We start from the raw sequence: 21,809 nt of genomic DNA, 5'->3' as shown, positions 1-21,809 counted from the left end.
GGCGGCAAAGATTGCGCTTCTCCGGGAGGCCGAAAGGGCCGTCGGGGGAGCGCCTAGCAGGCCTTAGGAGATAGTCATGACGACGTCGGTGATCGTTGCTGGAGCACGCACACCCATCGGCAAGTTGATGGGTTCGCTGAAGGATTTTTCGGGCAGCGATCTGGGTGCCATCGCGATCGCCGGCGCGCTGGAGAAGGCCAATTTGCCGGCCTCCGCCGTCGAGTACGTGATCATGGGCCAGGTGCTGACGGCCGGGGCGGGTCAGATGCCCGCACGCCAGGCGGCCGTGGCGGCGGGCATCGGCTGGGATGTTCCGGCGCTGACGATCAACAAGATGTGCCTGTCCGGAATCGACTCCATCGCGCTGGCCGACCAGCTGATCCGCGCCGGGGAGTTCGACGTGGTGGTGGCCGGTGGTCAGGAGTCCATGTCCAAGGCGCCCCACCTGCTGATGGACAGCCGCTCGGGCTACAAGTACGGCGACGTCACGGTGCTGGACCACATGGCCTACGACGGCCTGCATGACGTGTTCACCGATCAGCCGATGGGCGCGCTCACCGAGCAGCGCAACGACGTCGACAAGTTCACCCGCGCCGAGCAGGACGAGTTCGCTGCGGGTTCGCACCAGAAGGCGGCCGCGGCGTGGAAGGACGGCGTCTTCACCGACGAGGTGGTGCCCGTCAACATCCCGCAACGCAAGGGTGATCCGCTGCAGTTCACCGAGGACGAGGGCATCCGCGCCAACACCACGGCGGAGTCGCTGGCCGGCCTCAAGCCGGCGTTTCGCCGCGATGGCACCATCACGGCCGGTTCGGCCTCCCAGATCTCCGACGGCGCGGCGGCGGTGGTGGTGATGAGCAAGGCCAAGGCGCAAGAGCTGGGACTGAGCTGGCTGGCCGAGATCGGCGCCCACGGTGTGGTGGCCGGACCGGACTCCACGCTGCAGTCGCAGCCGGCCAACGCGATCAAGAAGGCGATCAGCCGCGAGGGCATCTCGGTTGACCAGCTCGATGTCGTGGAGATCAACGAGGCGTTTGCCGCGGTCGCGCTGGCCTCGACCCGCGAGCTGGGCGTCGATCCCGACGTCGTCAACGTCAACGGCGGTGCGATCGCGGTCGGGCATCCCATCGGGATGTCGGGAGCGCGCATCACCCTGCACGCGGCTCTGGAATTGGCCCGGCGCGGGTCCGGCTACGCCGTCGCGGCGCTGTGTGGGGCCGGCGGGCAGGGCGACGCCCTGATTCTGCGGGCAGGTTAGCCAGGGGCCGCGGCTCCCAGCGAGGTTGCTGGCACGCCGCGGCAGCAAAAGTTTTGTGATCTTCGTCATACAGGCCGATCACACCCCATTTTTGCGGCGATTCGCGGTCCCGACGAACCCGTGCCCGAGCGCCGCTGCCACCGGGTGGAGCGGTAGCCCGCGCGCATGACAAACTTGACGACGTGACGCGTCCGCGACCTTCCATCGGCCCCGCACTGACCGGCGCTGTCGATCTGTCCGGTCTCAAGCAGCGCGCCCAGTCGCCCCCTCCCGGGGGACCCGCGCCGTCGTCCGGCGAGGGCGGCGGCATCACCGCGGTCACCGAGGCCAACTTCGAGGCCGAGGTTCTGCTCCGATCCGAGGAAGTGCCGGTCGTCGTCCTGCTGTGGTCCCCGCGCAGCGACGCGTGCGTCCAGCTGCTCGACACGCTGTCAGGACTGTCGGGCCAGGACAACGGCAAGTGGTCGCTCACGACCGTCAACGTCGATGTCGCGCCCAGGGTCGCGCAGATCTTCGGTGTCGACGCGGTCCCGACCGTGGTGGCGCTGGCGGCCGGGCAGCCGATCTCGAGTTTCCAAGGCGTGCAGCCGACCGAGCAACTGCGCGGCTGGCTGGATCAAATCCTTTCCGCGACTGCCGGGAAGCTAAGGGGGGCAACGGGTTCCGGCGAACCCGACGTCGTCGACCCCGAGCTGGCGGCGGCCCGCCAACAGCTGGAGGACGGCGACTTCGAGTCCGCCAAGGCGTCCTATCAGTCGATCCTGGACGCCAACCCGGCCAGCGCGGAAGCCAAAGGTGCGATCCGCCAAATCGACTTCCTGACACGCGCGACCGCGCAACGCCCGGACGCCGTCGCTGTCGCCGACGCCGCGCCCAGCGACATCGAAGCCGCCCTCGCGGCCGCCGACGTGCAGATCCTCAATCAGGACGTCGCCGCCGCCTTCGAGCGCCTGATCGCGTTGGTGCGCAGCACATCCGGCGATGATCGCGCGTTGGTGCGCACCCGCCTGGTGGAGCTGTTCGAACTCTTCGACCCGGCAGATCCCGAGGTCGTCGCCGGGCGACGCAACCTCGCCAACGCGCTGTACTAAGGCGAATTCAGCTCAGCGAACGTCGAGTTGTTGGGGCAACCAGCGCGGCGGTTTCACGCGGTGTTTGCAACAGCGGGTGGTTTTGACGGGTTGGAGAGTAGTTCGTCGAGGGCTTCGGCGGGGGTTTTCCAGCCCAGTGTTTGGCGGGGCCGGTTGTTGAGTTTGGCGGCGACGTAGTCGAGGTAGTCGGCGGGAAACGCGGATAGGTCGGTGCCTTTAGCAAAGTATTGGCGCAGCAGTCCGTTGGTGTTTTCGTTGGTGCCGCGCTGCCACGGTGAGTGGGGGTCGCAAAAGTAGATATCCAGTTGGGCGGCCTCGGCGATGGCGATGTGGTTGGCCATTTCTTTGCCTTGATCCCAGGTCAGTGTTTTGCGCAGGATTGCCGGCAGCTGCGCCATTTTGGCCACGATGGCCTCCTGCAGCGCCAGCGCTGTGTGGTCCTCAGGCAGGTGCAGCAGCATCACGAACCGCGTCATCCGCTCCACCACGGTGCCGATCGCCGAGGCCGATGCGGCGCTGCCCAGGATCAGATCGCCCTCCCAATGCCCGGGTACGGCGCGGTCTTCGACCTCGGGTGGGCGCTCGCTGATGTTGACCATGTTCGGGATGCGGCCGCGGCGCTGATCGGCGCGGCGCTGGGGTTTGCGCAGTGCACGCCCGGTGCGCAGGCAGCTGTGCAACTCGCGGCGCAAGTTCCCTTTGCCCTGAACGTAAATCGCTTGATAGATCGTCTCGTGGGACACCCGCATCTCCGCCTCGTCGGGAAAATCCATCACCAGCCGCTGAGCAATCTGGGTGGGACTGTGCTGGTCTTGCAACCGAGTCTGCACCTCATCATGCAGCCGCTGGTTGGTGGCCAGCTTGCCCGGTTTGGGCCGGCGAGCCCGCTCCCGGGCGCGCGCATGGGCCTTACTCGCGCGATAACGCGGCCGGGGATCCCACCCGCCGCGCCATCGGGCGCCGAATCGATACCGCGCCCGGTAGCGCCCGCGGCACCACCCATTGCGGTTGATCTCACGCATCACCGTCGTTGGGTGACGACCCAACCGATTCGCGATGTCACGGATCGACTCGCCACGGGCCACACCGTCCTGGATCTCTTCGCGCTCCTCATAGCTCAGCCGAGGCCGCGAGCGGGGCCCAACTGCTGGAAACTTTGGTCTCACCCCGCCAGCATCAGCAAACCATTGCTGACCACTGGACATCGACACGCCGACAGCCACCCCGGCCTCACCGGGCGACATTCCCTCCTTGATGTGATCCCAAAACCGACGGCCCAACCATGACAACGACGACGGACGCACAACAACTCCTCATCTAGAAGCTGTTGCATTCACCCCCTGAAGGGAAGCGCCGTAATCGCGTAACGAGTCGACGGTCGGCGCGGTAATCAGCCCAAATCCGGTTCCAGCCACAGGGCCGACGTGGGCGGCAACACCAACACCGCCGACGCCGGGCGACCGTGCCACGGGTCTTCGGTGGCGTCGACGCCGCCCAGGTTGCCGACTCCCGTGCCGTTGTAGATGGTGGCGTCGGTGTTGAGCACCTCGCGCCACCGGCCGGCCGACGGCAGGCCTAGTCGGTAACCGCCGTGTTCGGCACCGGCGAAATTGAACACGCACGCCATCACCGAGCCGTCCTTGCCGTAACGCAGGAAGCTCAAGACGTTGTTGCCCGAGTCGTTGGCGTCGATCCAGGAGTAGCCGTCGGGGACGGTGTCCTGGCTCCACAGCGCCGGGTGGCTGCGGTAGATGTCGTTGATGTCGCGCACCATGCGCAGGACGCCGTTTGAGAATCCCTGCTCGTCGAGCTGCCACCAATCCAGACCGCGCTCCTCGGACCACTCGGCGCGCTGGCCGAATTCCTGGCCCATGAACAACAATTGCTTGCCCGGATGCGCCCACTGGTAGGCGAGCAGGCTGCGCAGACCGGCGGCCTTGACGTGATTGTTGCCGGGCATCCGGCCCCACAGCGTCCCCTTGCCGTGGACCACCTCGTCGTGGCTGATCGGCAGCACGTAGTTCTCGCTGAACGCATACAGCATCGAGAACGTCATCTCATGGTGGTGATAGCTCCGATAGATCGGATCGCGGCTGATGTAGTCGAGCGTGTCATGCATCCAGCCCATGTTCCACTTCATCGAAAAGCCAAGGCCGCCAAGGTTTGTCGGCCGGGTGACGCCGGGCCACGAGGTCGACTCCTCGGCGATGGTGACGATGCCGGGGGCGCTCTTGTGCGCGGTGGCGTTCATCTCCTGCAGAAACTGGACGGCCTCCAGGTTTTCCCGCCCGCCGTAGATGTTCGGGGTCCAGCCGCCTTCGGGGCGTGAGTAATCCAGGTACAGCATCGAGGCGACGGCGTCCACCCGTAGGCCGTCGATGTGGAATTCCTCGAGCCAGAACAAGGCGTTGGCCACCAGGAAGTTGCGCACTTCCCGACGGCCGAAGTCGAAAACATAAGTGCCCCAGTCGAGTTGCTCACCGCGCTGAGGGTCGGAGTGCTCGTAGAGCGGGGTGCCGTCGAAGCGGGCAAGCGCCCACGCGTCCTTCGGGAAGTGTGCGGGCACCCAGTCCACCAGCACGCCGATGCCGGCCTGGTGCAGGGCGTCGACCAGGCCCCGGAATTCGTCCGGGGTGCCGAACCGCGACGTCGGCGCGTAATACGACGTCACCTGGTATCCCCAGGATCCGGCGAAGGGGTGTTCGGCGACCGGCAGCAACTCGACGTGGGTGAAACCGTGTTCCACAACGTAATCCGTCAGCTCGCGGGCCAACTGGCGATAGTTGAGCCCGGGTCGCCACGACCCCAGGTGAACCTCGTAGGTGCTCATCGGCTCGAACACCGGGTTGCGCCCGGCGCGCGCCGTCATCCAGTCCGCGTCTTCCCAGGTGTACTTGCTGCGCGTCACCCGGGAGGCGGTGTGCGGAGGTACCTCGGTGGCAAATGCCATGGGGTCGGCGCGCTCGGTCACCACGCCGTCGGCGCCGTGGACGCGGAACTTGTACAGCCCCTCGAGGGGAAAACCGGGCCAGAACAGCTCCCACACACCCGACGAGCCCAACACCCGCATCGGGGCTTCGTTGCCGGTCCAGCCGTTGAACTCGCCGATCAGGCTGACGCCCTTGGCGTTGGGCGCCCACACCGCGAAGGACACCCCGTTGACGACGCCGTCGGCCGTGGTGAACGAGCGGGGGTGTGCGCCAAGGACTTCCCAGAGTCGCTCGTGGCGCCCTTCGGCGAACAGGTGAAGATCGACCTCGCCCAGGGTGGGCAGGAAACGGTATGCGTCGGCGACGACGTGCGGGTCAGAACCCTCGTAGGTGATCTGGAGCCGGTAGTCGATCAGGTTGGTGAAGGGCAACGCCACGGCGAACAGGCCGGCCTCGACGTGCTGCATCGGAAATCGGTCGTCGCCCACGAGCGCGACGACTTCCACCGCGTGCGGCCGGTATGCCCGGATGACGGTGTGGTCGCCGTACTCGTGGGCGCCCAGCATGCCGTGCGGGTTGTAGTGTGCGCCGGCGACCAGGCGCGACAGGTCGGCAGGATCGGGCGCCAGGTGCGTCCGCGCGAGTTGGTCGGCTTGGCTCATGTCCCTTTCGCCTCCGGTCCGTTTCATGTCCTGTCTCAATGCCTGCGCAGCAGCGTCATTCGAGCGTCATGCGGCACTAGCGGCATGTTGATGATGTGTGCGACCGCCTGCCCAGGATCGATGCGAACGTAATTGGCCTGCCCCCATTGGAATTCCTGGCCGGTAATCTCGTCGCGCACCCAAAACCGCTCGTAGGGCTCCATACCCAGTGCGGCCATATCTAAAAACAGGGTCGCTTCCTCGGGGCCGAACGCGTTGAGCGTCACCACCACCAACACGCAGTCGCCGGTGGCCGGATCGAACTTGCTGTAGGCCATCAATGCGTCGTTGTCCACGCTGTGGAAGTGGATGGTGCGCAGCTGCTGCAACGCGGGGTGCAGGCGGCGAATCGCGTTGAGCTGCGTGATGAACGGCTCGAGCGAGCGTCCTTCGGCGAGCGCACCCGCGAAATCGCGGGGCCGCAATTCGTACTTCTCCGAGTCCAGGTACTCCTCGCTGCCTTCCCGTACCGCGCGGTGCTCGAACAACTCGTACCCCGAATACACGCCCCAGGCGGGGCCCATCGTCGCTGCCAGTACCGCACGGATGGCGAACATCCCGGGCCCGTTGTGCTGCAGGATGGCGTGCAGGATGTCGGGGGTGTTGACGAACAGGTTGGGCCGACGGAAATCGGCCAAAGCGGCGATGTCGTCACCGAATTCGGTCAGCTCCCACTTCGCCGTGCGCCAGGTGAAGTAGCTGTAGGACTGGGTGAACCCCAGTTTGGCCAGCCCGTACTGGCGGGCCGGCGGCGTGAAGGCCTCGGAGAGAAACAGCACATCGGGGTCGATGGCCTTCACCGCGGCGATCAACCACGCCCAGAAGTCCGGTGGCTTGGTGTGCGGGTTGTCGACGCGAAAGACCTTGACGCCGTGGTCCATCCAATGCCGGACCACGCGCAGCACCTCGTCGTAGAGGCCGGCCGGGTCGTTGTCGAAGTTGATCGGGTAGATGTCCTGGTACTTCTTCGGCGGGTTCTCCGCGTAGGCGATGGTGCCGTCGGGCAATTCGGTGAACCAGTTGCGATGGTTTCGCGCCCAAGGGTGGTCCGGTGCGCATTGCAGCGCCAGATCGAGCGCCACCTCCATGCCCAACTTGCGTGTGGCGGCGACGAACGCGTCGAAGTCGGCGATGGTGCCCAAATCCGGGTGGACGGCGTCGTGGCCGCCCTCGTCACTCCCGATCGCCCAGGGGGAACCCACATCTCCGGGAGCGGCGGTCGGGGAATTGTTGCGCCCCTTGCGATGTACCCTGCCGATCGGATGGATCGGCGGCAGGTAGACGATGTCGAATCCCATGGCCGCGATCCGCGGGAGCGCGGCGGTCGCCGTGGCGAAGGTGCCGTGCACCGGGTTGCCGTCGGCGTCCCATCCGCCGGTCGAGCGGGGAAACATCTCATACCAGGAGCCGAACCGGGCCAACGGCCGATCGACCCAGACGCTGTACTGCTCGCCGCGAGTGACGAAATCGCGGAGCGGGTAGTCCGCCAGGATTTCCTCGATCTCGGGCCCCAGCGCCGGCGCGGTTCGGGTGACCGGGTCCCCGGGCGCGCGGAGTGCCGCAGCGGCGGCCAGCAACGGCTCGCGCCGGGCGCGCGGCACCTCGGTCGCGGCACGTTCGAACAACCCCGCGCCGACCAGCAGATCGTTGGACAACTCCTTCTCGCCCTGCCCGGCGTCCAGTTTGGCGACCAACCCGTGTCGCCAGGAGTGAATCGGGTCGCCCCACCCGTCGACGCGGAAGGTCCACAGCCCGACCTGGTCGGGCGTGAACTGGCCGTGGAACACATAGGGCTCCAGGCCCATCGTCATCGGCAGCGCCAGCGGCTTGATCCGTTGTTGGTCGACCTTGCCGTCGCGGTCGGTGACCGGCTTTGCCGGGGCCTGAACCGCTTTGACTCGCCGCGTCTCCGTCACCTGCGGATAGCCGGGCCCGAGGTAGCGCACGACCAGGGTTGCGGCCACGGCCTCGTGGCCTTCTCGCCATACTGCGGCGCTGACGGGCACGACCTCGCCGACTACGGCTTTCGCGGGAAACGCGCCACAGGAAACGACCGGCTGGACGTTATCGATCTCGACACGACCGGGCACCACCACTCCGTTCGATTTGCCCGGTCCCTCTGCGCCCCGCTTAGCGGGCCGCAATCGTCACCGGGGCGATCCGATTGTGTGCGGCCAGTCCGGCGTGTGCTGCGTGCGGAATGCCGCTCGTCGGGAAACTTCCTGTCGTGGGGAACTTTCTGTGCGGGGAAGCATCGTTGCGACCCCGATAACTAACCGATACCCACCCTAGTCTTCGGTCACACCCCGCCAAGGACAGCGAGCGAAAAGCGGTCTTTCCCGCCGCCGTGCGCGGGCTGGAATCCTCAGTAAGGTAGGGACGCGTGAAAGCCCTCCGCCGGTTTACCGTCCGTGCTCACCTTCCCGAGCGTTTGACCGCGCTGGACCAGCTCTCGACCAACCTGCGGTGGTCGTGGGACAAGCCGACCCAAGATTTTTTCGCGACCATCGACCCGGACCTGTGGCAGCGGTGCGGCAGCGATCCGGTGGCGTTGCTGGGCGCGGTCAACCCGGCGCGGCTCGACGAGTTGGCGATCGATGAGGCGTTCCTTCGCCGGCTCGACGAGCTGACCGCCGATCTGGACGACTACCTCAGCCGTCCGCTGTGGTACCAGCAACAGCAAGAACACGGTGCGGAAATGCCTGCCGCCGTCGCCTACTTCTCGATGGAATTCGGCATCGCCGAAGTCCTGCCCAACTATTCCGGCGGACTGGGCATCCTCGCCGGTGACCACCTGAAGTCCGCGTCGGATCTGGGGGTGCCGTTAGTGGCGGTCGGCCTGTATTACCGCTCCGGCTACTTCCGGCAGTCGCTGACCGCCGACGGGTGGCAGCACGAGACCTATCCGTCGCTGGACCCGCAGGGGCTGCCGTTGCGGCTGCTGACCGACGCCACCGGCGAACCCGCCCTGGTTGAGCTGATGCTGCCGGATTCCGCGCAGTTGCACGCCCGGATCTGGGTCGCGCAGGTGGGCAGGGTCCCGCTGCTCCTGCTCGATTCCGACGTCCCCGAGAACGAGCACGATCTGCGCGGCGTCACCGACCGCCTGTACGGGGGCGATCAAGAACACCGGATGCGCCAGGAGATCCTCGCCGGCATCGGCGGCGTGCGGGCGATCCGCGCCTACACCGCCATCCACGGCCTGCCCGCGCCCGAGGTGTTCCACATGAACGAGGGACACGCGGGGTTCCTGGGCGCGGAACGCATTCGCGAGCTGATGACGGGTCCGGGGCTGGACTTCGACACCGCGCTGGCGGTCGTGCGCTCGAGCACGGTGTTCACCACGCACACCCCGGTGCCCGCCGGCATCGACCGTTTCCCCATCGACATGGTGCGGCTGTACTTCGACGACCACCTCGGCGACGACGCGGGATCCGGCCGCGACGGCGCGGCGTCCGATGCCACGAGCGCGCCCGTGTTGCTGCCGGGGGTGCCGACGGCACGCATCCTGGCGCTCGGGGCCGAGGATGACCCGGCCAAGTTCAACATGGCCCACATGGGTCTGCGCCTGGCCCAGCGGGCCAACGGGGTCTCGTCGCTGCACGGCCGGGTGAGCCGGGCGATGTTCAACGACTTGTGGCCTGGATTCGACGGCGCCGAGGTGCCGATCGGGTCGATCACCAACGGAGTTCACGGGCGCACGTGGGCGGCGCCGCAGTGGTTGCAGTTGGGCCGTGAGCTGGCGGGGGCGGATTCGTTCAGCGATCCGGGGGTGTGGCTGCGCCTGCAGCAGGTCGATGCGGGTCACCTGTGGTGGATTCGTTCGCAATTGCGGGCACAGCTGGTCGACGACGTGCGGCGCCGGTTGCGCCGCTCATGGCTGGAGCGTGGCGCTTCGGACGCCGAATTAGGTTGGATAGCAACGGCTTTCGATCCGGAAGTGCTGACCATAGGGTTCGCTCGCCGGGTGCCGACGTACAAGCGGTTGACGCTGATGCTGCGCGATCCACATCGCCTGGAGCAGCTGCTGCTCGACAGCGAACGTCCGATCCAGCTGATCGTCGCCGGCAAGTCGCACCCGGCGGACGACGGTGGCAAGGCGTTGATCCAGCAGGTGGTGCGCTTCGCCGACCGGCCCGAGGTTCGGCACCGCATCGCGTTTCTGCCCGACTACGACATGTCGATGGCGCGGCTGCTGTATTGGGGCTGCGACGTCTGGCTGAATAACCCGCTGCGGCCGTTGGAGGCCTGCGGCACTTCGGGAATGAAGAGCGCCCTCAACGGCGGGCTGAACCTGTCCATCCGCGACGGCTGGTGGGACGAATGGTACGACGGCGAAAACGGTTGGGAGATACCGTCTGCCGACGGGGTGGCCGACGAGGAGCGCCGCGACGATCTGGAGTCCAGCGGCCTGTACACGCTGCTGGAAGAGGCCGTGGCGCCGAAGTTCTACGAGCGTGACGAACGCGGGGTGCCGCCGCGGTGGATCGAAATGGTGCGCCACACCGTACAGACGCTCGGCCCGAAGGTCCTGGCGTCGCGCATGGTGCGCGACTACGTCGAGCAGTACTACACGCCCGCGGCCCAATCGCTGCGCAGGACGGTCGCGCCCGCCGACGGCGCGGACGACGCGGCGGCTGGCGGCGAGTTCGGCGCCGCCCGCGAGGTGGCCGCCTATCGCCGGCGCGCGTACGGGGCATGGCCGAAGATCGTGATCACCGACGTCGACAGCACCGGCCTGCCGGACAGTCCCGTCCTCGGCTCCAAGCTGACCCTGACCGCTACCGTTCAGCTGGCCGGGCTGGCGCCCGACGAGGTCACGGTCCAGGCGGTGGTCGGCCGGGTCGACGCCAGCGATGCCCTGCTGGAACCGGTCACCGTCGAGATGTCGTACACCGGCACGGCCGAGGGCGGCAACCAGGTGTTCTCGACGACGACGCCGCTGCCGCTGGCGGGATCGGTCGGATACACCGTGCGCGTGCTGCCCCGCCATCCGATGCTGGCCGCCAGCAACGAGCTCGGCCTGGTCACCCTGGCCCGGTAAGCGGACCCGTTCAGGCCGACAGGCCTTCTTGCGGGTCCGAGGCGCCCCGCAGCCGCTGCAGCGCCTCGCGCACCTGCCCCCCGTTGGTGGTCTGCCAGAACGGCGGCAGCGAGGCCCGCAGGTAGCCGCCGTACCCCGCGGTGACCATGCGCGAGTCGAGCACCGCGACCACCCCGCGGTCGGTAACGCGGCGCAACAGCCGGCCGGACCCCTGCGCCAGCAGCAGCGCCGCGTGGCTGGCCGAGACGGCCATGAAGCCGTTGCCGCCGCGCGCGGCGACCGCGCGCTGGCGCGCCCCCAGCAGGGGGTCATCCGGGCGGGGGAACGGGATGCGGTCGATCAGCACCAGCGACAGCGACTGCCCGGGCACATCGACGCCCTGCCACAGCGACAACGTGCCGAACAGCGAGGTCTGCGGCTCGGCGCTGAACCGTTCGACCAGGGCCGACGTGCTGTCATCGCCCTGGCACAGCACCGGCGTCGACAGCCGTTCGCGCATGGCCTCGGCGGCCGCGCGGGCCGCCCGCATCGACGAGAACAGGCCCAGGGTGCGCCCGTCGGCCGCGGTGATGAGCTCGGCGATCTCGGTCAGCTGCTCGGCCGAGCCGATGCCGTCGCGCCCGGGCGGAGGCAGGTGCGCGGCCACGTACAGGATCCCGGCCTTGCCGTGCTGAAACGGCGACCCCACGTCCAGGCCGCGCCATCGCGCGTCGCCGTCGTCGCCCGTCGCGGCGGTGAGGCCCCACGCCGCGGCCATGGCGTCGAAAGAGCCGCCGATCGTCAGCGTCGCCGACGTCAACACCACGGTCGACCGTGAGAACACGCGCTGACGCAGCAGCCCGGCGACCGACAGCGGGGCCACCCGCAACACCGGGCGCGGTGAACCCCGGTTCTCCTCGTGTTCCAGCCACACCACGTCGGTGCGGTCGGGGATGGCCGGTCCGAACGACGCGAGCACCCGCGACGCGGTGTCCGAAATCTCGCTGAGCGCGGCGACGGCTTCCGCGCGCGCCGACGCCGCCTTGGCGTCATTGGTGGTGTCGATCGCCGAGCGCGCCGCGGTCGCGACGTCGCGCAGCGCGGTCAGATACGTCGCCATGTCCTCGTCGAGGCGGTCGATGCGTCCCGGCGTGCCGTCGTGGATCGCCGCGGCGAAGTTGGCGGTCGTCGCGTCGAGGCGCTGGATCAGCTCCGGGCCCACCAGCCGGCTGATCCGCCGCGAGGCCACCCCGAGCGCGGCCGACGTCAGCTCCGCGGTGGCCACCGAGGTCACCCGGTCCACCAACTCGTGTGCCTCGTCGACCACCAGCAGCGCATGCTCGGGCAGCACCGCGGATTCGGACACGGCGTCGATGGCCAGCAGCGCGTGGTTGGTGACCACCACGTCGGCGCGGCCGGCCAGGCCCCTGGCCCGCTCGGAGAAGCACTCGGTGCCGAACGGGCAGCGGGCCACCCCGAGGCATTCCCGCGCGGAAACGCTGACCTGAGACCAGGATCGGTCGGGGACGCCGGGTTTCAGATCGTCGCGGTCGCCGGAGTCGGTGGTCGACGCCCACTCGGTGAGCCGTTGCACGTCGCGGCCCAGCGTGCTGACCGCCATGGGGTTGAACAGTTCCTCTTGCGGCCGTCCGTCGGCGTCCTCACCGTCGGCCGCGCCACCATTGTGAATCTTATTGAGGCACAGATAGTTTCGTCGACCCTTGAGCAACGCGAACTGCGGGCGGCGCGGCAGTGCGTCGGCCAGCGCGTCGATGAGCCGGGGCAGATCGCGATCGACGAGCTGACGTTGCAGGGCGATGGTGGCCGTCGACACGACGACGGGGGAGTCGTCGCTCAGGGCATGCACGATCGCGGGCACCAGATAGGCGAGCGACTTGCCGGTGCCGGTGCCGGCCTGCACGACGAGGTGCTCGTCGGTGACGAAGGCCTGCGCCACCGCGGCGGCCATCTCCTGCTGGCCGCTGCGTTCACTGCCGCCCAGCGCGGCCACGGCGGTGGCCAGCAGCTCGGGCACGGACACGTCGGACGTGGTCACTCCCTCGGTCAGGTCCGGATCTGCGTCGTCGTGACCGCGGGTTCGCCATGCGACAAGTTCAAACCCTCCCACGGCAGACTGCGCAGCCCGGAAGCTACCAGCTCGCGCGCCGCGGCGAGGTTCGGTTTGGACACCAGCTCCCCACCGCGGACCAACGGGACGGTCAGCACCCGGGCCGGTTCGCCGACGTCGGGCTGACGGCCGGCCGGATACAGCACCTCCTCGGTGATGGTGCCGGTAGTGCGCGAGATACGCAGCGCCTCTTTGTGTCCGCCGTGGGATTCCTTGTGGCTGCTGCGCTTTTCCACCGCCAGGCCGTCCACCTCGACGAGCTTGTACACCATGTTCGCCGTCGGTGCGCCCGAGCCGGTCACCAGCGACGTGCCGACGCCATAACTGTCCACCGGCTCGGCGGCCAGCGCGGCGATCGAGAACTCGTCGAGGTCACCGGAGACCACGATGCGGGTCCCGGTGGCTCCCAGCTCATCGAGCTGCTGACGCACCTGGCGGGCCAGCACGCCCAGCTCGCCGGAATCGATGCGCACCGCGCCGAGCCCCGTGCCGGCAGCGGCCACCGCGTTGGCCACGCCGGTCGTCACGTCATAGGTGTCCACCAGCAGGGTGGTGTCGACGCCGAGCGCCTCAACCTGCGCCCGAAAGGCCGCCAATTCGGTCGATTCCGCGGGGGTGTCGGCGCGCGCGTGCAGCATCGTGAACGCGTGCGCGGAGGTGCCCTCGGCCGGTATTCCGTAGCAGCGCTGGGCCTCCAGGTTGGAGGACGCGGCGAAACCGGCGATGTAGGCGGCCCGGGCCGCGGCGACGGCCGCCTGCTCGTGGGTTCGCCGCGACCCCATCTCGATCAGCGGGCGGCCCCTGGCCGCGCTCACCATCCGCGCGGCGGCGGACGCGACCGCGGTGTCGTGATTGAAAACCGACAGCGCCAGCGTTTCGAGCACCACGCATTCGGCGAACGTCCCGCTGACCGACAGCACCGGGGATCCGGGGAAGTACAACTCGCCTTCGGCGTATCCGTCGATGTCGCCGCCGAACCGGAAATCACGCAAGTACCGCAACGTGTCTGGATCGAGGAATTGCCTGAGCGACTGGCAGGCCTCGTCATCGAACGTGAACCGGGGCAGCGCCTCGAGCAGCCGGCCGGTGCCCGCGACGACGCCGTAACGCCGCCCCGCGGGAAGGCGGCGGGCAAAAAGCTCGAAGGTGGTGCGGCGATTGGCGCTGCCGTCCCGCAGCGCCGCCGCCAGCATCGTCAACTCGTACTTGTCGGTCAGCAGCCCCGTGACGAGCGGGTCGTTCATTCCATAACGGTATCGGCTGCCCTGCGGGCTCGGTCACGTCGTCCATCCCTCGGTATCGTGTAGGCCATGGTTGTTATGTCAGCGCCCACTAAGCCGGGCACTACAGGACAACGCGAGTCCGCTCCGGTCGAGGTCACGGCGAGCCCCTGGGTCACGATCGTCTGGGACGACCCGGTCAACTTGATGACCTACGTGACCTACGTGTTCCAGAAGCTGTTCGGCTACAGCGAGCCGCACGCCACCAAACTGATGCTGCAGGTGCACAACGAAGGAAAGGCCGTGGTGTCCGCCGGGAGCCGGGAGTCCATGGAAGTCGATGTGTCCAAGCTGCACGCCGCCGGTTTGTGGGCGACGCTGCAGCAGGACCGCTGACGCTCGAGGCGCTGGCGATTCCCTGTGCGCAAATGGAAGCGCGTCGAGACCGCGAACGGTCCCCGGTTCCGGTCGGCCCTGGCGTCCCACGAGGCGGCGCTGCTCAAAAACCTGGCCACGGCGATGATCGGTTTGCTCGACGAGCGTGAATCATCTTCGCCGGCAGACGAACTCGAGGAAATCACCGGCATCAAGACCGGGAATGCCGAACCGCCGAAAGACCCCACCCTGCGCCGGCTGCTGCCCGACTTCTACCGAGACGACGACCAGGACACCGCGCCTCCCGATGCCGCGGACAGCCTGAACGCCGCGCTGCGCAGCCTGCACGAACCGGGCATCGTCGAAGCCAAACGCGTTGCGGCACAACGGTTACTGGACACGGTCCCCGAGGTCGGCGGCAAATTCGAGCTGAGCGAGGACGACGCGAACTGTTGGATCGGGGCCGTCAACGACATCCGGCTGACGTTGGGCGTCATGCTCGAGGTCGGACCGGAGGGCCCCGAGCAGTTGCCCGCCGATCATCCACTGGCCGTGCACTACGACGTCTATCAATGGCTCACCGTCCTGCAGGAGTACCTGGTGTTGGTGCTCATGGGGTCCCGGTGACCGCGATGGGCGCGATCACCGACGTCGCCGGAATCCGCGTGGGTCACTACCAACGATTGGACCCCGACGCCTCGTTGGGAGCGGGCTGGGCCTGCGGCGTCACCGTGGTGCTCCCGCCTCCGGGGACCGTCGGCGCGGTCGATTGCCGCGGCGGGGCCCCCGGCACCCGGGAGACCGACCTGCTGGACCCGGCCAACACCGTGCGGTTCGTGGACGCGGTGCTGCTCGCCGGGGGCAGCGCCTACGGCCTGGCCGCCGCCGACGGCGTCATGCGGTGGCTCGAAGAACAGGAACGCGGCGTGGCAATGGGTGAGGGCGTCGTGCCCATCGTGCCGGCAGCGGTGATCTTCGATCTCCCCGTCGGTGGCTGGCAGTGCCGCCCGAGCGACGAATTCGGCTACCTCGCCTGCGCGGCCGCCGCGCAAGAAGGCGCCGACGGTGCGGCGATGGGCGTCGGGAACGTCGGCGCCGGGGTGGGGGCCCGGGCGGGAGCGCTCAAGGGCGGTGTCGGGAGCGCCTCGACCACACTGCCGAGCGGTGTGACCGTCGGCGCGGTGGCCGTGGTGAACTCCGCGGGCGAAGTCGTCGACCGGGCCACCGGTTTGCCGTGGATGGCGGACCTGATCGAGGCGTTCGGACTCCGGCCGCCGCCGCCCGAGCAGATCGATGCGCTCGCCCAGCTGCCGTCCCCGTCGGACCCGTTGGACAACCCGCTCAACACCGTCATCGCGGTCGTCGCCACCGACGCCGCCCTGAGCCCCGCGGCGTGCCGCCGGGTGGCAATCTCGGCCCACGACGGCCTGGCCCGCAGCATCCGGCCGGCGCACACGCCGGTCGATGGCGACACGGTGTTCGTCCTGGCCACCGGGGCGGTCGAGGTTGACCCCCCGTCGTCCGGTCCGAACCCAGTGCCGGCCGCGTTCTCCCCGGAGACGCGACTGGTCACCGAGGTCGGCATCGCGGCCGCCGATTGCCTGGCGCAAGCGGTGCTGGGCGGTGTGCTGGCCGCCGAATCCATCGCCGGGATACCGAGCTACCGCGACGTGCTGTCCGGCGCGTTCGGCCGATGAGGAATCCGCCCGCCGCGCCGGTAGCCTTGACGATGCTGGAAACGCGCTGGAAGGGCCGCCATGGGTAAGACCGCTCCGAGGGCGTCCGGCGCCCGGGCGACGAAGCGGTCCACTGCGGCGGTGGGCGCCGCCACGATCCTCACGTTCGTCGTGCTGCTCTATTTCGTTGAGCTGATCGACCAGATGACCCGGCATTCGCTGGACGCCAACGGCATCCGGCCGCTGGAGGTCGACGGCCTGTGGGGCATCGTCTTCTCCCCGCTGCTGCACGCGAGCTGGGAGCACCTGATGGCCAACACCGCGCCGCTGCTGGTGCTGGGATTCCTCATGACGCTGGCGGGGCTGTCCCGGTTCGTCTGGGCGACCGCCATCGTGTGGATCGTGGGTGGCTTCGGCACCTGGCTCATCGGCGACGTCGGCAGCAGCTGCGGCCCCACCGACCACATCGGGGCTTCCGGCCTGATTTTCGGCTGGCTGGCCTTCCTGTTGGTGTTCGGGATCTTCGTCCGTCGAGTGTCCAACATCATCATCGGGCTGGTCGTGATGTTCGCCTACGGCGGCGTCCTGCTGGGCGCCATGCCGGTGCTCGGAGTCTGCGGTGGCGTGTCCTGGCAGGGTCATTTGTGCGGGGCGATCGCCGGCGTGATGGCCGCCTATTGGTTGTCCGCGCCGGAACGCAAGGCCCGGACGGGAAAGGCGGCCGGCGCCGCGTCGCCGCGCCCCAAGACATGAGCGCAGCGCTGGCGCCCGTCGGGGTTTTCGACTCCGGGGTCGGGGGATTGACCGTCGCGCGGGCGATCATCGACCAACTGCCGGACGAGGACATCATCTACGTCGGCGACACCGGCCACGGGCCCTACGGCCCGCTGACCATCCCCGAAGTCCGGGCGCACGCGTTGGCCATCGGGGACGACCTCGTTGGGCGCGGAGTCAAGGCGTTGGTCATCGCCTGCAACACGGCATCGGCGGCCTGCCTGCGCGACGCCCGCGAGCGCTACGACGTGCCCGTCGTCGAGGTGATCCTGCCCGCGGTGCGCCGCGCCGTCGCGACCACACGCAACGGGCGCATCGGCGTCATCGGCACCCAGGCGACCATCAACTCGCACGCCTATCAGGACGCCTTCGCCGCCGCCCGCGACACCGAGATCACCGCGGTGGCCTGCCCGCGGTTCGTCGACTTCGTCGAGCGCGGCGTGACCAGTGGGCGTCAGGTGCTCGGTCTGGCCGAGGGCTACCTGGAGCCGCTGCAGCGCGCGCAGGTGGACACGCTGGTGCTCGGTTGCACGCACTACCCGCTGTTGTCGGGACTCATCCAGTTGGCGATGGGTGAGCACGTGACGCTGGTGTCCAGCGCGGAGGAAACTGCCAAGGAAGTCGTTCGGGTGCTCACCGAACGGGACCTGCTTCGGCCCCATGACGCGTCGCCCGCGACCCGTGTCTTCGAAGCCACCGGCGACCCCGACGCCTTCACCACATTGGCGGCCCGATTCCTCGGTCCCGCCGTGTCCGGAGTCCGGCCCGTTCATCAGGTGCGCATTGATTGACCACCGGGCGAGATTCTCGTCACACCAATGCGGCCATGTTTTCGTCATGGTCCTATCGGGCATGGCACAGTAGTGTCCGTGCGAATAACCGTGCTCGGCTGCTCGGGCAGCGTGGTGGGTCCGGATTCGCCTGCGTCGGGTTATCTGCTCCGGGCACCGGACACTCCGCCGTTGGTCATCGATTTCGGCGGGGGTGTCCTCGGCGCGCTGCAGCGCTATGCCGACCCCGGTTCCGTGCACGTGTTGTTGTCCCATTTGCACGCCGACCACTGCCTGGATTTGCCCGGACTGTTCGTGTGGCGGCGCTATCACCCGACGCGCCCGCTCGGTAAGGCCTTGCTGTACGGCCCCGGCGACACCTGGTCGCGGCTGGGCGCGGCGTCCTCACCGTACGGCGGTGAGATCGATGACTGTTCGGACATCTTCGACGTGCGTCACTGGGTCGACGGTGAGCCGGTGACGATCGGCGCGCTGACGGTGACGCCGCGGGTGGTCGCTCACCCGACCGAGTCCTACGGGTTGCGCATCACCGATTCCTCAGGCGCATCGTTCGTCTACAGCGGTGACACCGGTGTCTGCGATCAGCTCGTCGAATTGGCACGCGGTGCCGACGTTTTCCTCTGCGAGGCGTCCTGGACGCACTCGGCGGACAGGCCGCCCGCGCTGCATCTGTCCGGGACCGAGGCCGGCCGGGCCGCGGCCGAGGCCGGTGTTCGCGAATTGCTGCTGACACACATCCCGCCGTGGACTTCGCGCGAGGACGTGATCAGTGAGGCCAAGGCCGAGTTCGACGGTCCCGTGCACGCGGTGGTGTGCGGTGAGACGTTCGATATCCGCCGCTCCGAGAGGGTCTGAGTACACCCGGTTAGGGTTGGCTTAGGGTTGGCGTCGTGACGAGACGAGAAGACGGCCGCCTCGACGACGAGCTTCGGCCCGTCGTCATCACCCGCGGTTTCACTGATCACCCCGCCGGTTCGGTACTGGTCGAATTCGGCCACACCAAGGTCATGTGCACCGCCAGCGTGACCGAGGGTGTGCCGCGCTGGCGCAAGGGTTCGGGCCTGGGGTGGCTGACCGCGGAGTACGCGATGCTGCCGTCGGCGACCCACACGCGCTCGGACCGCGAATCGGTCAAGGGACGGCTGTCGGGGCGCACCCAGGAGATCAGCCGGCTGATCGGACGGTCGCTGCGGGCGTGCATCGACCTGGCGGCGTTGGGGGAGAACACAATTGCCGTCGACTGTGACGTGTTGCAGGCCGACGGGGGCACCCGCACCGCGGCCATCACGGGCGCATTCGTGGCGTTGGCCGACGCGGTGACTTATCTCGGGGCCGCGGGCAAGCTGTCGGATCCCCGGCCGTTGTCGTGCGCCATCGCGGCGGTCAGCGTCGGAGTGGTCGACGGCAGGGTCCGGGTGGATCTGCCTTATGAGGAGGACGCCCGCGCCGAGGTGGACATGAACGTCGTCGCCACCGACACCGGCACCCTCGTCGAGGTGCAGGGAACCGGTGAGGGCGCGACCTTCCCGCGTTCGACGTTGGACAAGCTCCTCGATGTGGCGCTGGCCGCCTGTGACAAGTTGTTCGCCGCCCAGCGCGAGGCGCTGCAGCAGCCCTATCCGGGTGAGCTCCCGGAGGGGGCGCCGGTGCCGAAGGCGTTCGGCAGCTGACCGTGGCTGATAGTGACGACCCGCTGCGCCCGGCTTCGCCGCGCTTGCGATCGTCACGGCGGCTACTGGTCGCCGACCTTCCGCAGCTCGAATATTGGGATGGTGCGGGCGGTTTTTGACTGGTAGTTCGAGAAGGCGAACGCGGGTACGGTCGCGTTGATCTTGGGGATGACCGCCTGGCGTTCGGACGCGTCGAGCTCGTGCGCGACGACATCGAACGAGTCGGTGGCGACTTCAACGTGCGCGCGGGGGTTGGCCCGTAGGTTGTGCACCCACCCGGGGTGGACGTCGGCGCCACCGTAACCGGCGACGATCAGCAGCTTGTCGTCGATACGGAAGACCACCAGCGGCGCGACGCGCGGCTCGCCGGACTTCGCGCCTTTCGTAGTGAGTAGCAACAGCTCGTTGCCCTCGAATCGTCCGCCCACCTTGCCGGCGTTGGCGCGAAACTCGTCGGTGATGTTGTTATTGAGCGCCCTGAGCGTCTCGTTATCGGGTTTTTGACTCACTCTGGACGAAGCTGGTTCGTCGCCCCGTCTATTCCTTGCGGTGCGTGTCGCGTCGGCACTGCTAATGCGATTCGCCTCAGCGACCCGTATCTCGCACTCCGTAAAGTTGCCGGCGTACATCGGCAACAGCTCAGACGCGTGTTTAGGAAGAGATGATGACCCGGCTACTGGTCGCGAGCCGCAACCCGAAGAAGTTGGCCGAGTTGCGCCGGGTCCTCGACGCCGCCGGCCTGACCGGACTGACGCTGGTGTCGCTCGACGACGTCGCCCCGTTCGAGGAGGCGCCGGAGACCGGCGCGACTTTCGAGGAGAACGCGTTGGCCAAGGCGCGCGACGCGTTCACCGCGAGCGGATTGCCCAGTGTGGCAGACGATTCCGGGCTGGAGGTGGCCGCACTGAACGGCATGCCGGGCGTCCTGTCGGCGCGCTGGTCGGGAAACCACGGCGATGACGCCGGCAATACCGCGTTGCTGTTGGCGCAACTGCGCGACGTGCCCGACGAACGGCGCGGCGCGGCGTTCGTGTCGGCCTGCGCGCTGGTGTCGGGGGCCGGTGAGGTCGTCGTCCGCGGCGAATGGCCCGGCAGCATTGCGCGGGAACCGCGCGGCGAGGGCGGTTTCGGGTACGACCCGGTGTTCGTGCCCAGTGGGTACGAGCGCACGGCGGCGGAGCTCAGCGCCTCGGAGAAGGATGCGGTCTCGCATCGCGGTCGCGCGCTGCGGGCGCTGCTGCCGTCGCTCGAGATGCTTGCCCGGTCCGGGGGCTGAATCCTCCGCGTTTGAGGCGTTGGCAACAGGGGTCACACCCGTCGCTGCGCGGGGTGACAGGCAAAGTGCCCGCCTCTCAGCGACAAACCACGGTCGCGCGGCGTTGTCGCGCGGAGGTGGGCATTACGCGTCTCGCCTCCGGGAGAGACGGGTGTGGCTGCTGTGGCCTACAGGCCGAACTGGGCTTTGACGTCGCGGGTTTGGAAGTGCTCGACGATGATCCCGAGCAGCGGGATGGTCCCGGACAGCAGCACGCCGACCGTCTTGCCGATCGGCCAGCGGACCTTGATCGCCAGGTTGAATGCGGTCAGCACGTAGATGAAATACACCCAGCCGTGCACCACTTCGATCCACCGGATCTCGTGGTCGAAGACCAGGTGCGAGACGATCTCGTAGCACAGCGCGATGAGCCATAGGCCCGTCGTCCAGGCCATGATCCGGTAGCCGAGCAAGGCGGTGCGGATCTTGTCGGCGGGCACTGCGGGCACTGCTCCGCCGGGCGTCTCCGGTGTGGTCATGCTGTTGTCCTCTTTTGCTTTTCGGCGTCTTGTGCGGCGAGTTCGGCCAGGTAATGGTTGTACTCCCGCAACGCCGGGTCATCGGGCGCCCGCGGGGCGGGCATGGGTCGCTCGGGCAACAGCCCGGCGGGGATCTCGGTCACGGTGTCGGTGCTGCGCGGCTGTGGTGGTTCCTCTTCGTAGCGCACGAATTTGCGGTAGGCGTATACGCAGAACCACGCGAACAGCGGCCACTGCAACGCGTAGCCGAGATTCTGAAACGATCCGGAGACCGATTGGAACCTGGTCCACTGCCACCAGCCCAGGGCCAGGCAGCCGCACGCCGCGATGATCACCAGGGCGATCAGCGCGGGTCTGCGACGGTGTGTAGTGGACACC

19 protein-coding genes are annotated in these 21,809 nt (G+C 68.1%); 11 read left to right on the top strand and 8 right to left on the bottom strand.

All coding sequences use genetic code 11. The annotated features are described in order from the left end of the window. The first annotated feature begins 76 nt into the window (after positions 1–76). Together ACZ50Z_RS13145 and ACZ50Z_RS13140 are read left to right on the top strand one after the other, a co-directional pair. Positions 77–1,258 carry an acetyl-CoA C-acetyltransferase gene (locus ACZ50Z_RS13145; RefSeq protein WP_464483945.1) on the top strand — a complete coding sequence of 394 codons (1,182 nt, stop codon included), beginning with the start codon at positions 77–79 and terminating at the stop codon, positions 1,256–1,258. Positions 1,259–1,440: 182 nt separating this feature from the next. Next, entirely contained in the window at positions 1,441–2,349 is a 909-nt protein-coding gene (locus ACZ50Z_RS13140) for a co-chaperone YbbN (protein WP_464483944.1), read from the top strand. 53 nt (positions 2,350–2,402) lie between these two features. Here the strand turns inward: ACZ50Z_RS13140 and ACZ50Z_RS13135 are convergent, their stop codons facing one another. From ACZ50Z_RS13135 to ACZ50Z_RS13125, 3 genes are all read right to left on the bottom strand, one after another. Continuing rightward, entirely contained in the window at positions 2,403–3,593 is a 1,191-nt protein-coding gene (locus ACZ50Z_RS13135) for an IS30 family transposase (protein WP_464483774.1), read from the bottom strand. A 146-nt stretch (positions 3,594–3,739) separates the two neighbouring features. Beyond that, the gene (gene glgB, locus ACZ50Z_RS13130; protein ID WP_464483943.1) at positions 3,740–5,941 is read right to left on the bottom strand and encodes a 1,4-alpha-glucan branching protein GlgB; all 2,202 of its coding nucleotides are present in this window, start codon (positions 5,939–5,941) and stop codon (positions 3,740–3,742) included. Positions 5,942–5,976: 35 nt separating this feature from the next. After that, positions 5,977–8,070 (bottom strand): alpha-1,4-glucan--maltose-1-phosphate maltosyltransferase, encoded by a 2,094-nt coding sequence (locus ACZ50Z_RS13125; protein WP_464483942.1) that lies wholly within the window; start codon positions 8,068–8,070, stop codon positions 5,977–5,979. 293 nt (positions 8,071–8,363) lie between these two features. Here ACZ50Z_RS13125 and glgP point away from each other — a divergent pair, with 293 nt between their 5' ends. Continuing rightward, a complete protein-coding gene (gene glgP, locus ACZ50Z_RS13120; protein WP_464483941.1) occupies positions 8,364–11,024 on the top strand; it encodes an alpha-glucan family phosphorylase in 2,661 nt (886 codons plus the stop codon). A gap of 10 nt (positions 11,025–11,034) precedes the next feature. Here glgP and ACZ50Z_RS13115 read toward each other — a convergent pair whose 3' ends face one another. Together ACZ50Z_RS13115 and ACZ50Z_RS13110 are read right to left on the bottom strand one after the other, a co-directional pair. Further along, positions 11,035–13,059: an ATP-dependent DNA helicase gene (locus tag ACZ50Z_RS13115; RefSeq protein ID WP_464483940.1), complete on the bottom strand. Its 2,025-nt coding sequence runs from the start codon at positions 13,057–13,059 to the stop codon at positions 11,035–11,037. An 8-nt stretch (positions 13,060–13,067) separates the two neighbouring features. Further along, on the bottom strand, positions 13,068–14,375 hold the full coding sequence (locus ACZ50Z_RS13110) for a nicotinate phosphoribosyltransferase (RefSeq protein ID WP_464483939.1): 1,308 nt from the start codon (positions 14,373–14,375) through the stop codon (positions 13,068–13,070). Between the two features lie 66 nt (positions 14,376–14,441). Between ACZ50Z_RS13110 and clpS the strand changes: the two genes are divergently transcribed. The 7 genes from clpS (at position 14,442) to rph (ending at position 19,637) form a co-directional block, all read left to right on the top strand. After that, complete coding sequence (gene clpS, locus ACZ50Z_RS13105; RefSeq protein WP_055404466.1) at positions 14,442–14,747, top strand: ATP-dependent Clp protease adapter ClpS; 306 nt, start codon at positions 14,442–14,444, stop codon at positions 14,745–14,747. 24 nt (positions 14,748–14,771) lie between these two features. Continuing rightward, positions 14,772–15,353 carry an oxidative stress transcriptional regulator AosR gene (aosR, locus tag ACZ50Z_RS13100; RefSeq protein WP_464483938.1) on the top strand — a complete coding sequence of 194 codons (582 nt, stop codon included), beginning with the start codon at positions 14,772–14,774 and terminating at the stop codon, positions 15,351–15,353. 5 nt (positions 15,354–15,358) lie between these two features. Next, positions 15,359–16,423 carry a P1 family peptidase gene (locus tag ACZ50Z_RS13095; RefSeq protein ID WP_464486218.1) on the top strand — a complete coding sequence of 355 codons (1,065 nt, stop codon included), beginning with the start codon at positions 15,359–15,361 and terminating at the stop codon, positions 16,421–16,423. 60 nt (positions 16,424–16,483) lie between these two features. After that, a complete protein-coding gene (locus tag ACZ50Z_RS13090) occupies positions 16,484–17,155 on the top strand; it encodes a rhomboid family intramembrane serine protease (RefSeq protein WP_464483937.1) in 672 nt (223 codons plus the stop codon). After that, on the top strand, positions 17,152–17,967 hold the full coding sequence (gene murI / locus ACZ50Z_RS13085) for a glutamate racemase (protein WP_464483936.1): 816 nt from the start codon (positions 17,152–17,154) through the stop codon (positions 17,965–17,967). Before ACZ50Z_RS13090 ends, murI begins: the two co-directional genes overlap by 4 nt. A gap of 72 nt (positions 17,968–18,039) precedes the next feature. Further along, a complete protein-coding gene (locus ACZ50Z_RS13080; RefSeq protein WP_067170375.1) occupies positions 18,040–18,822 on the top strand; it encodes a cyclic nucleotide-degrading phosphodiesterase in 783 nt (260 codons plus the stop codon). Between the two features lie 35 nt (positions 18,823–18,857). Then, entirely contained in the window at positions 18,858–19,637 is a 780-nt protein-coding gene (rph, locus tag ACZ50Z_RS13075) for a ribonuclease PH (protein WP_464483935.1), read from the top strand. 62 nt (positions 19,638–19,699) lie between these two features. Here the strand turns inward: rph and ACZ50Z_RS13070 are convergent, their stop codons facing one another. Continuing rightward, positions 19,700–20,146, bottom strand: coding sequence for a nitroreductase family deazaflavin-dependent oxidoreductase (locus ACZ50Z_RS13070; protein ID WP_464483934.1), 447 nt, complete (start codon positions 20,144–20,146; stop codon positions 19,700–19,702). A gap of 152 nt (positions 20,147–20,298) precedes the next feature. Between ACZ50Z_RS13070 and rdgB the strand changes: the two genes are divergently transcribed. Beyond that, positions 20,299–20,913: an RdgB/HAM1 family non-canonical purine NTP pyrophosphatase gene (gene rdgB / locus ACZ50Z_RS13065; protein ID WP_464483933.1), complete on the top strand. Its 615-nt coding sequence runs from the start codon at positions 20,299–20,301 to the stop codon at positions 20,911–20,913. 167 nt (positions 20,914–21,080) lie between these two features. Here the strand turns inward: rdgB and ACZ50Z_RS13060 are convergent, their stop codons facing one another. Then, positions 21,081–21,431, bottom strand: a complete 351-nt coding sequence (locus tag ACZ50Z_RS13060; RefSeq protein ID WP_464483932.1) for a DUF3817 domain-containing protein — start codon at positions 21,429–21,431, stop codon at positions 21,081–21,083. Continuing rightward, positions 21,428–21,808, bottom strand: a complete 381-nt coding sequence (locus ACZ50Z_RS13055; RefSeq protein WP_464483931.1) for a hypothetical protein — start codon at positions 21,806–21,808, stop codon at positions 21,428–21,430. The genes ACZ50Z_RS13060 and ACZ50Z_RS13055 overlap by 4 nt, the downstream gene beginning before the upstream one ends. Position 21,809: the final 1 nt, after the last annotated feature.

Source organism: Mycobacterium sp. NTMscope_MAC_269 (assembly GCF_976985695.1).
Note: the sequence above shows the minus strand (reverse complement) of the source record. Positions and strands in the feature narration are given on the sequence as shown.

Coding starts and splice junctions, on each gene's coding strand:
- murI (WP_464483936.1), top strand. CDS start 17,152: ATGAGCGCAGCGCTGGCGCCCGTCGGGGTTTTCGACTCCGGGGTCGGG.
- ACZ50Z_RS13135 (WP_464483774.1), bottom strand. CDS start 3,593: ATGTCGCCCGGTGAGGCCGGGGTGGCTGTCGGCGTGTCGATGTCCAGT.
- ACZ50Z_RS13060 (WP_464483932.1), bottom strand. CDS start 21,431: ATGACCACACCGGAGACGCCCGGCGGAGCAGTGCCCGCAGTGCCCGCC.
- ACZ50Z_RS13145 (WP_464483945.1), top strand. CDS start 77: ATGACGACGTCGGTGATCGTTGCTGGAGCACGCACACCCATCGGCAAG.
- ACZ50Z_RS13110 (WP_464483939.1), bottom strand. CDS start 14,375: ATGAACGACCCGCTCGTCACGGGGCTGCTGACCGACAAGTACGAGTTG.
- clpS (WP_055404466.1), top strand. CDS start 14,442: ATGGTTGTTATGTCAGCGCCCACTAAGCCGGGCACTACAGGACAACGC.
- rdgB (WP_464483933.1), top strand. CDS start 20,299: ATGATGACCCGGCTACTGGTCGCGAGCCGCAACCCGAAGAAGTTGGCC.
- ACZ50Z_RS13095 (WP_464486218.1), top strand. CDS start 15,359: ATGGGCGCGATCACCGACGTCGCCGGAATCCGCGTGGGTCACTACCAA.
- glgB (WP_464483943.1), bottom strand. CDS start 5,941: ATGAGCCAAGCCGACCAACTCGCGCGGACGCACCTGGCGCCCGATCCT.
- ACZ50Z_RS13090 (WP_464483937.1), top strand. CDS start 16,484: ATGGGTAAGACCGCTCCGAGGGCGTCCGGCGCCCGGGCGACGAAGCGG.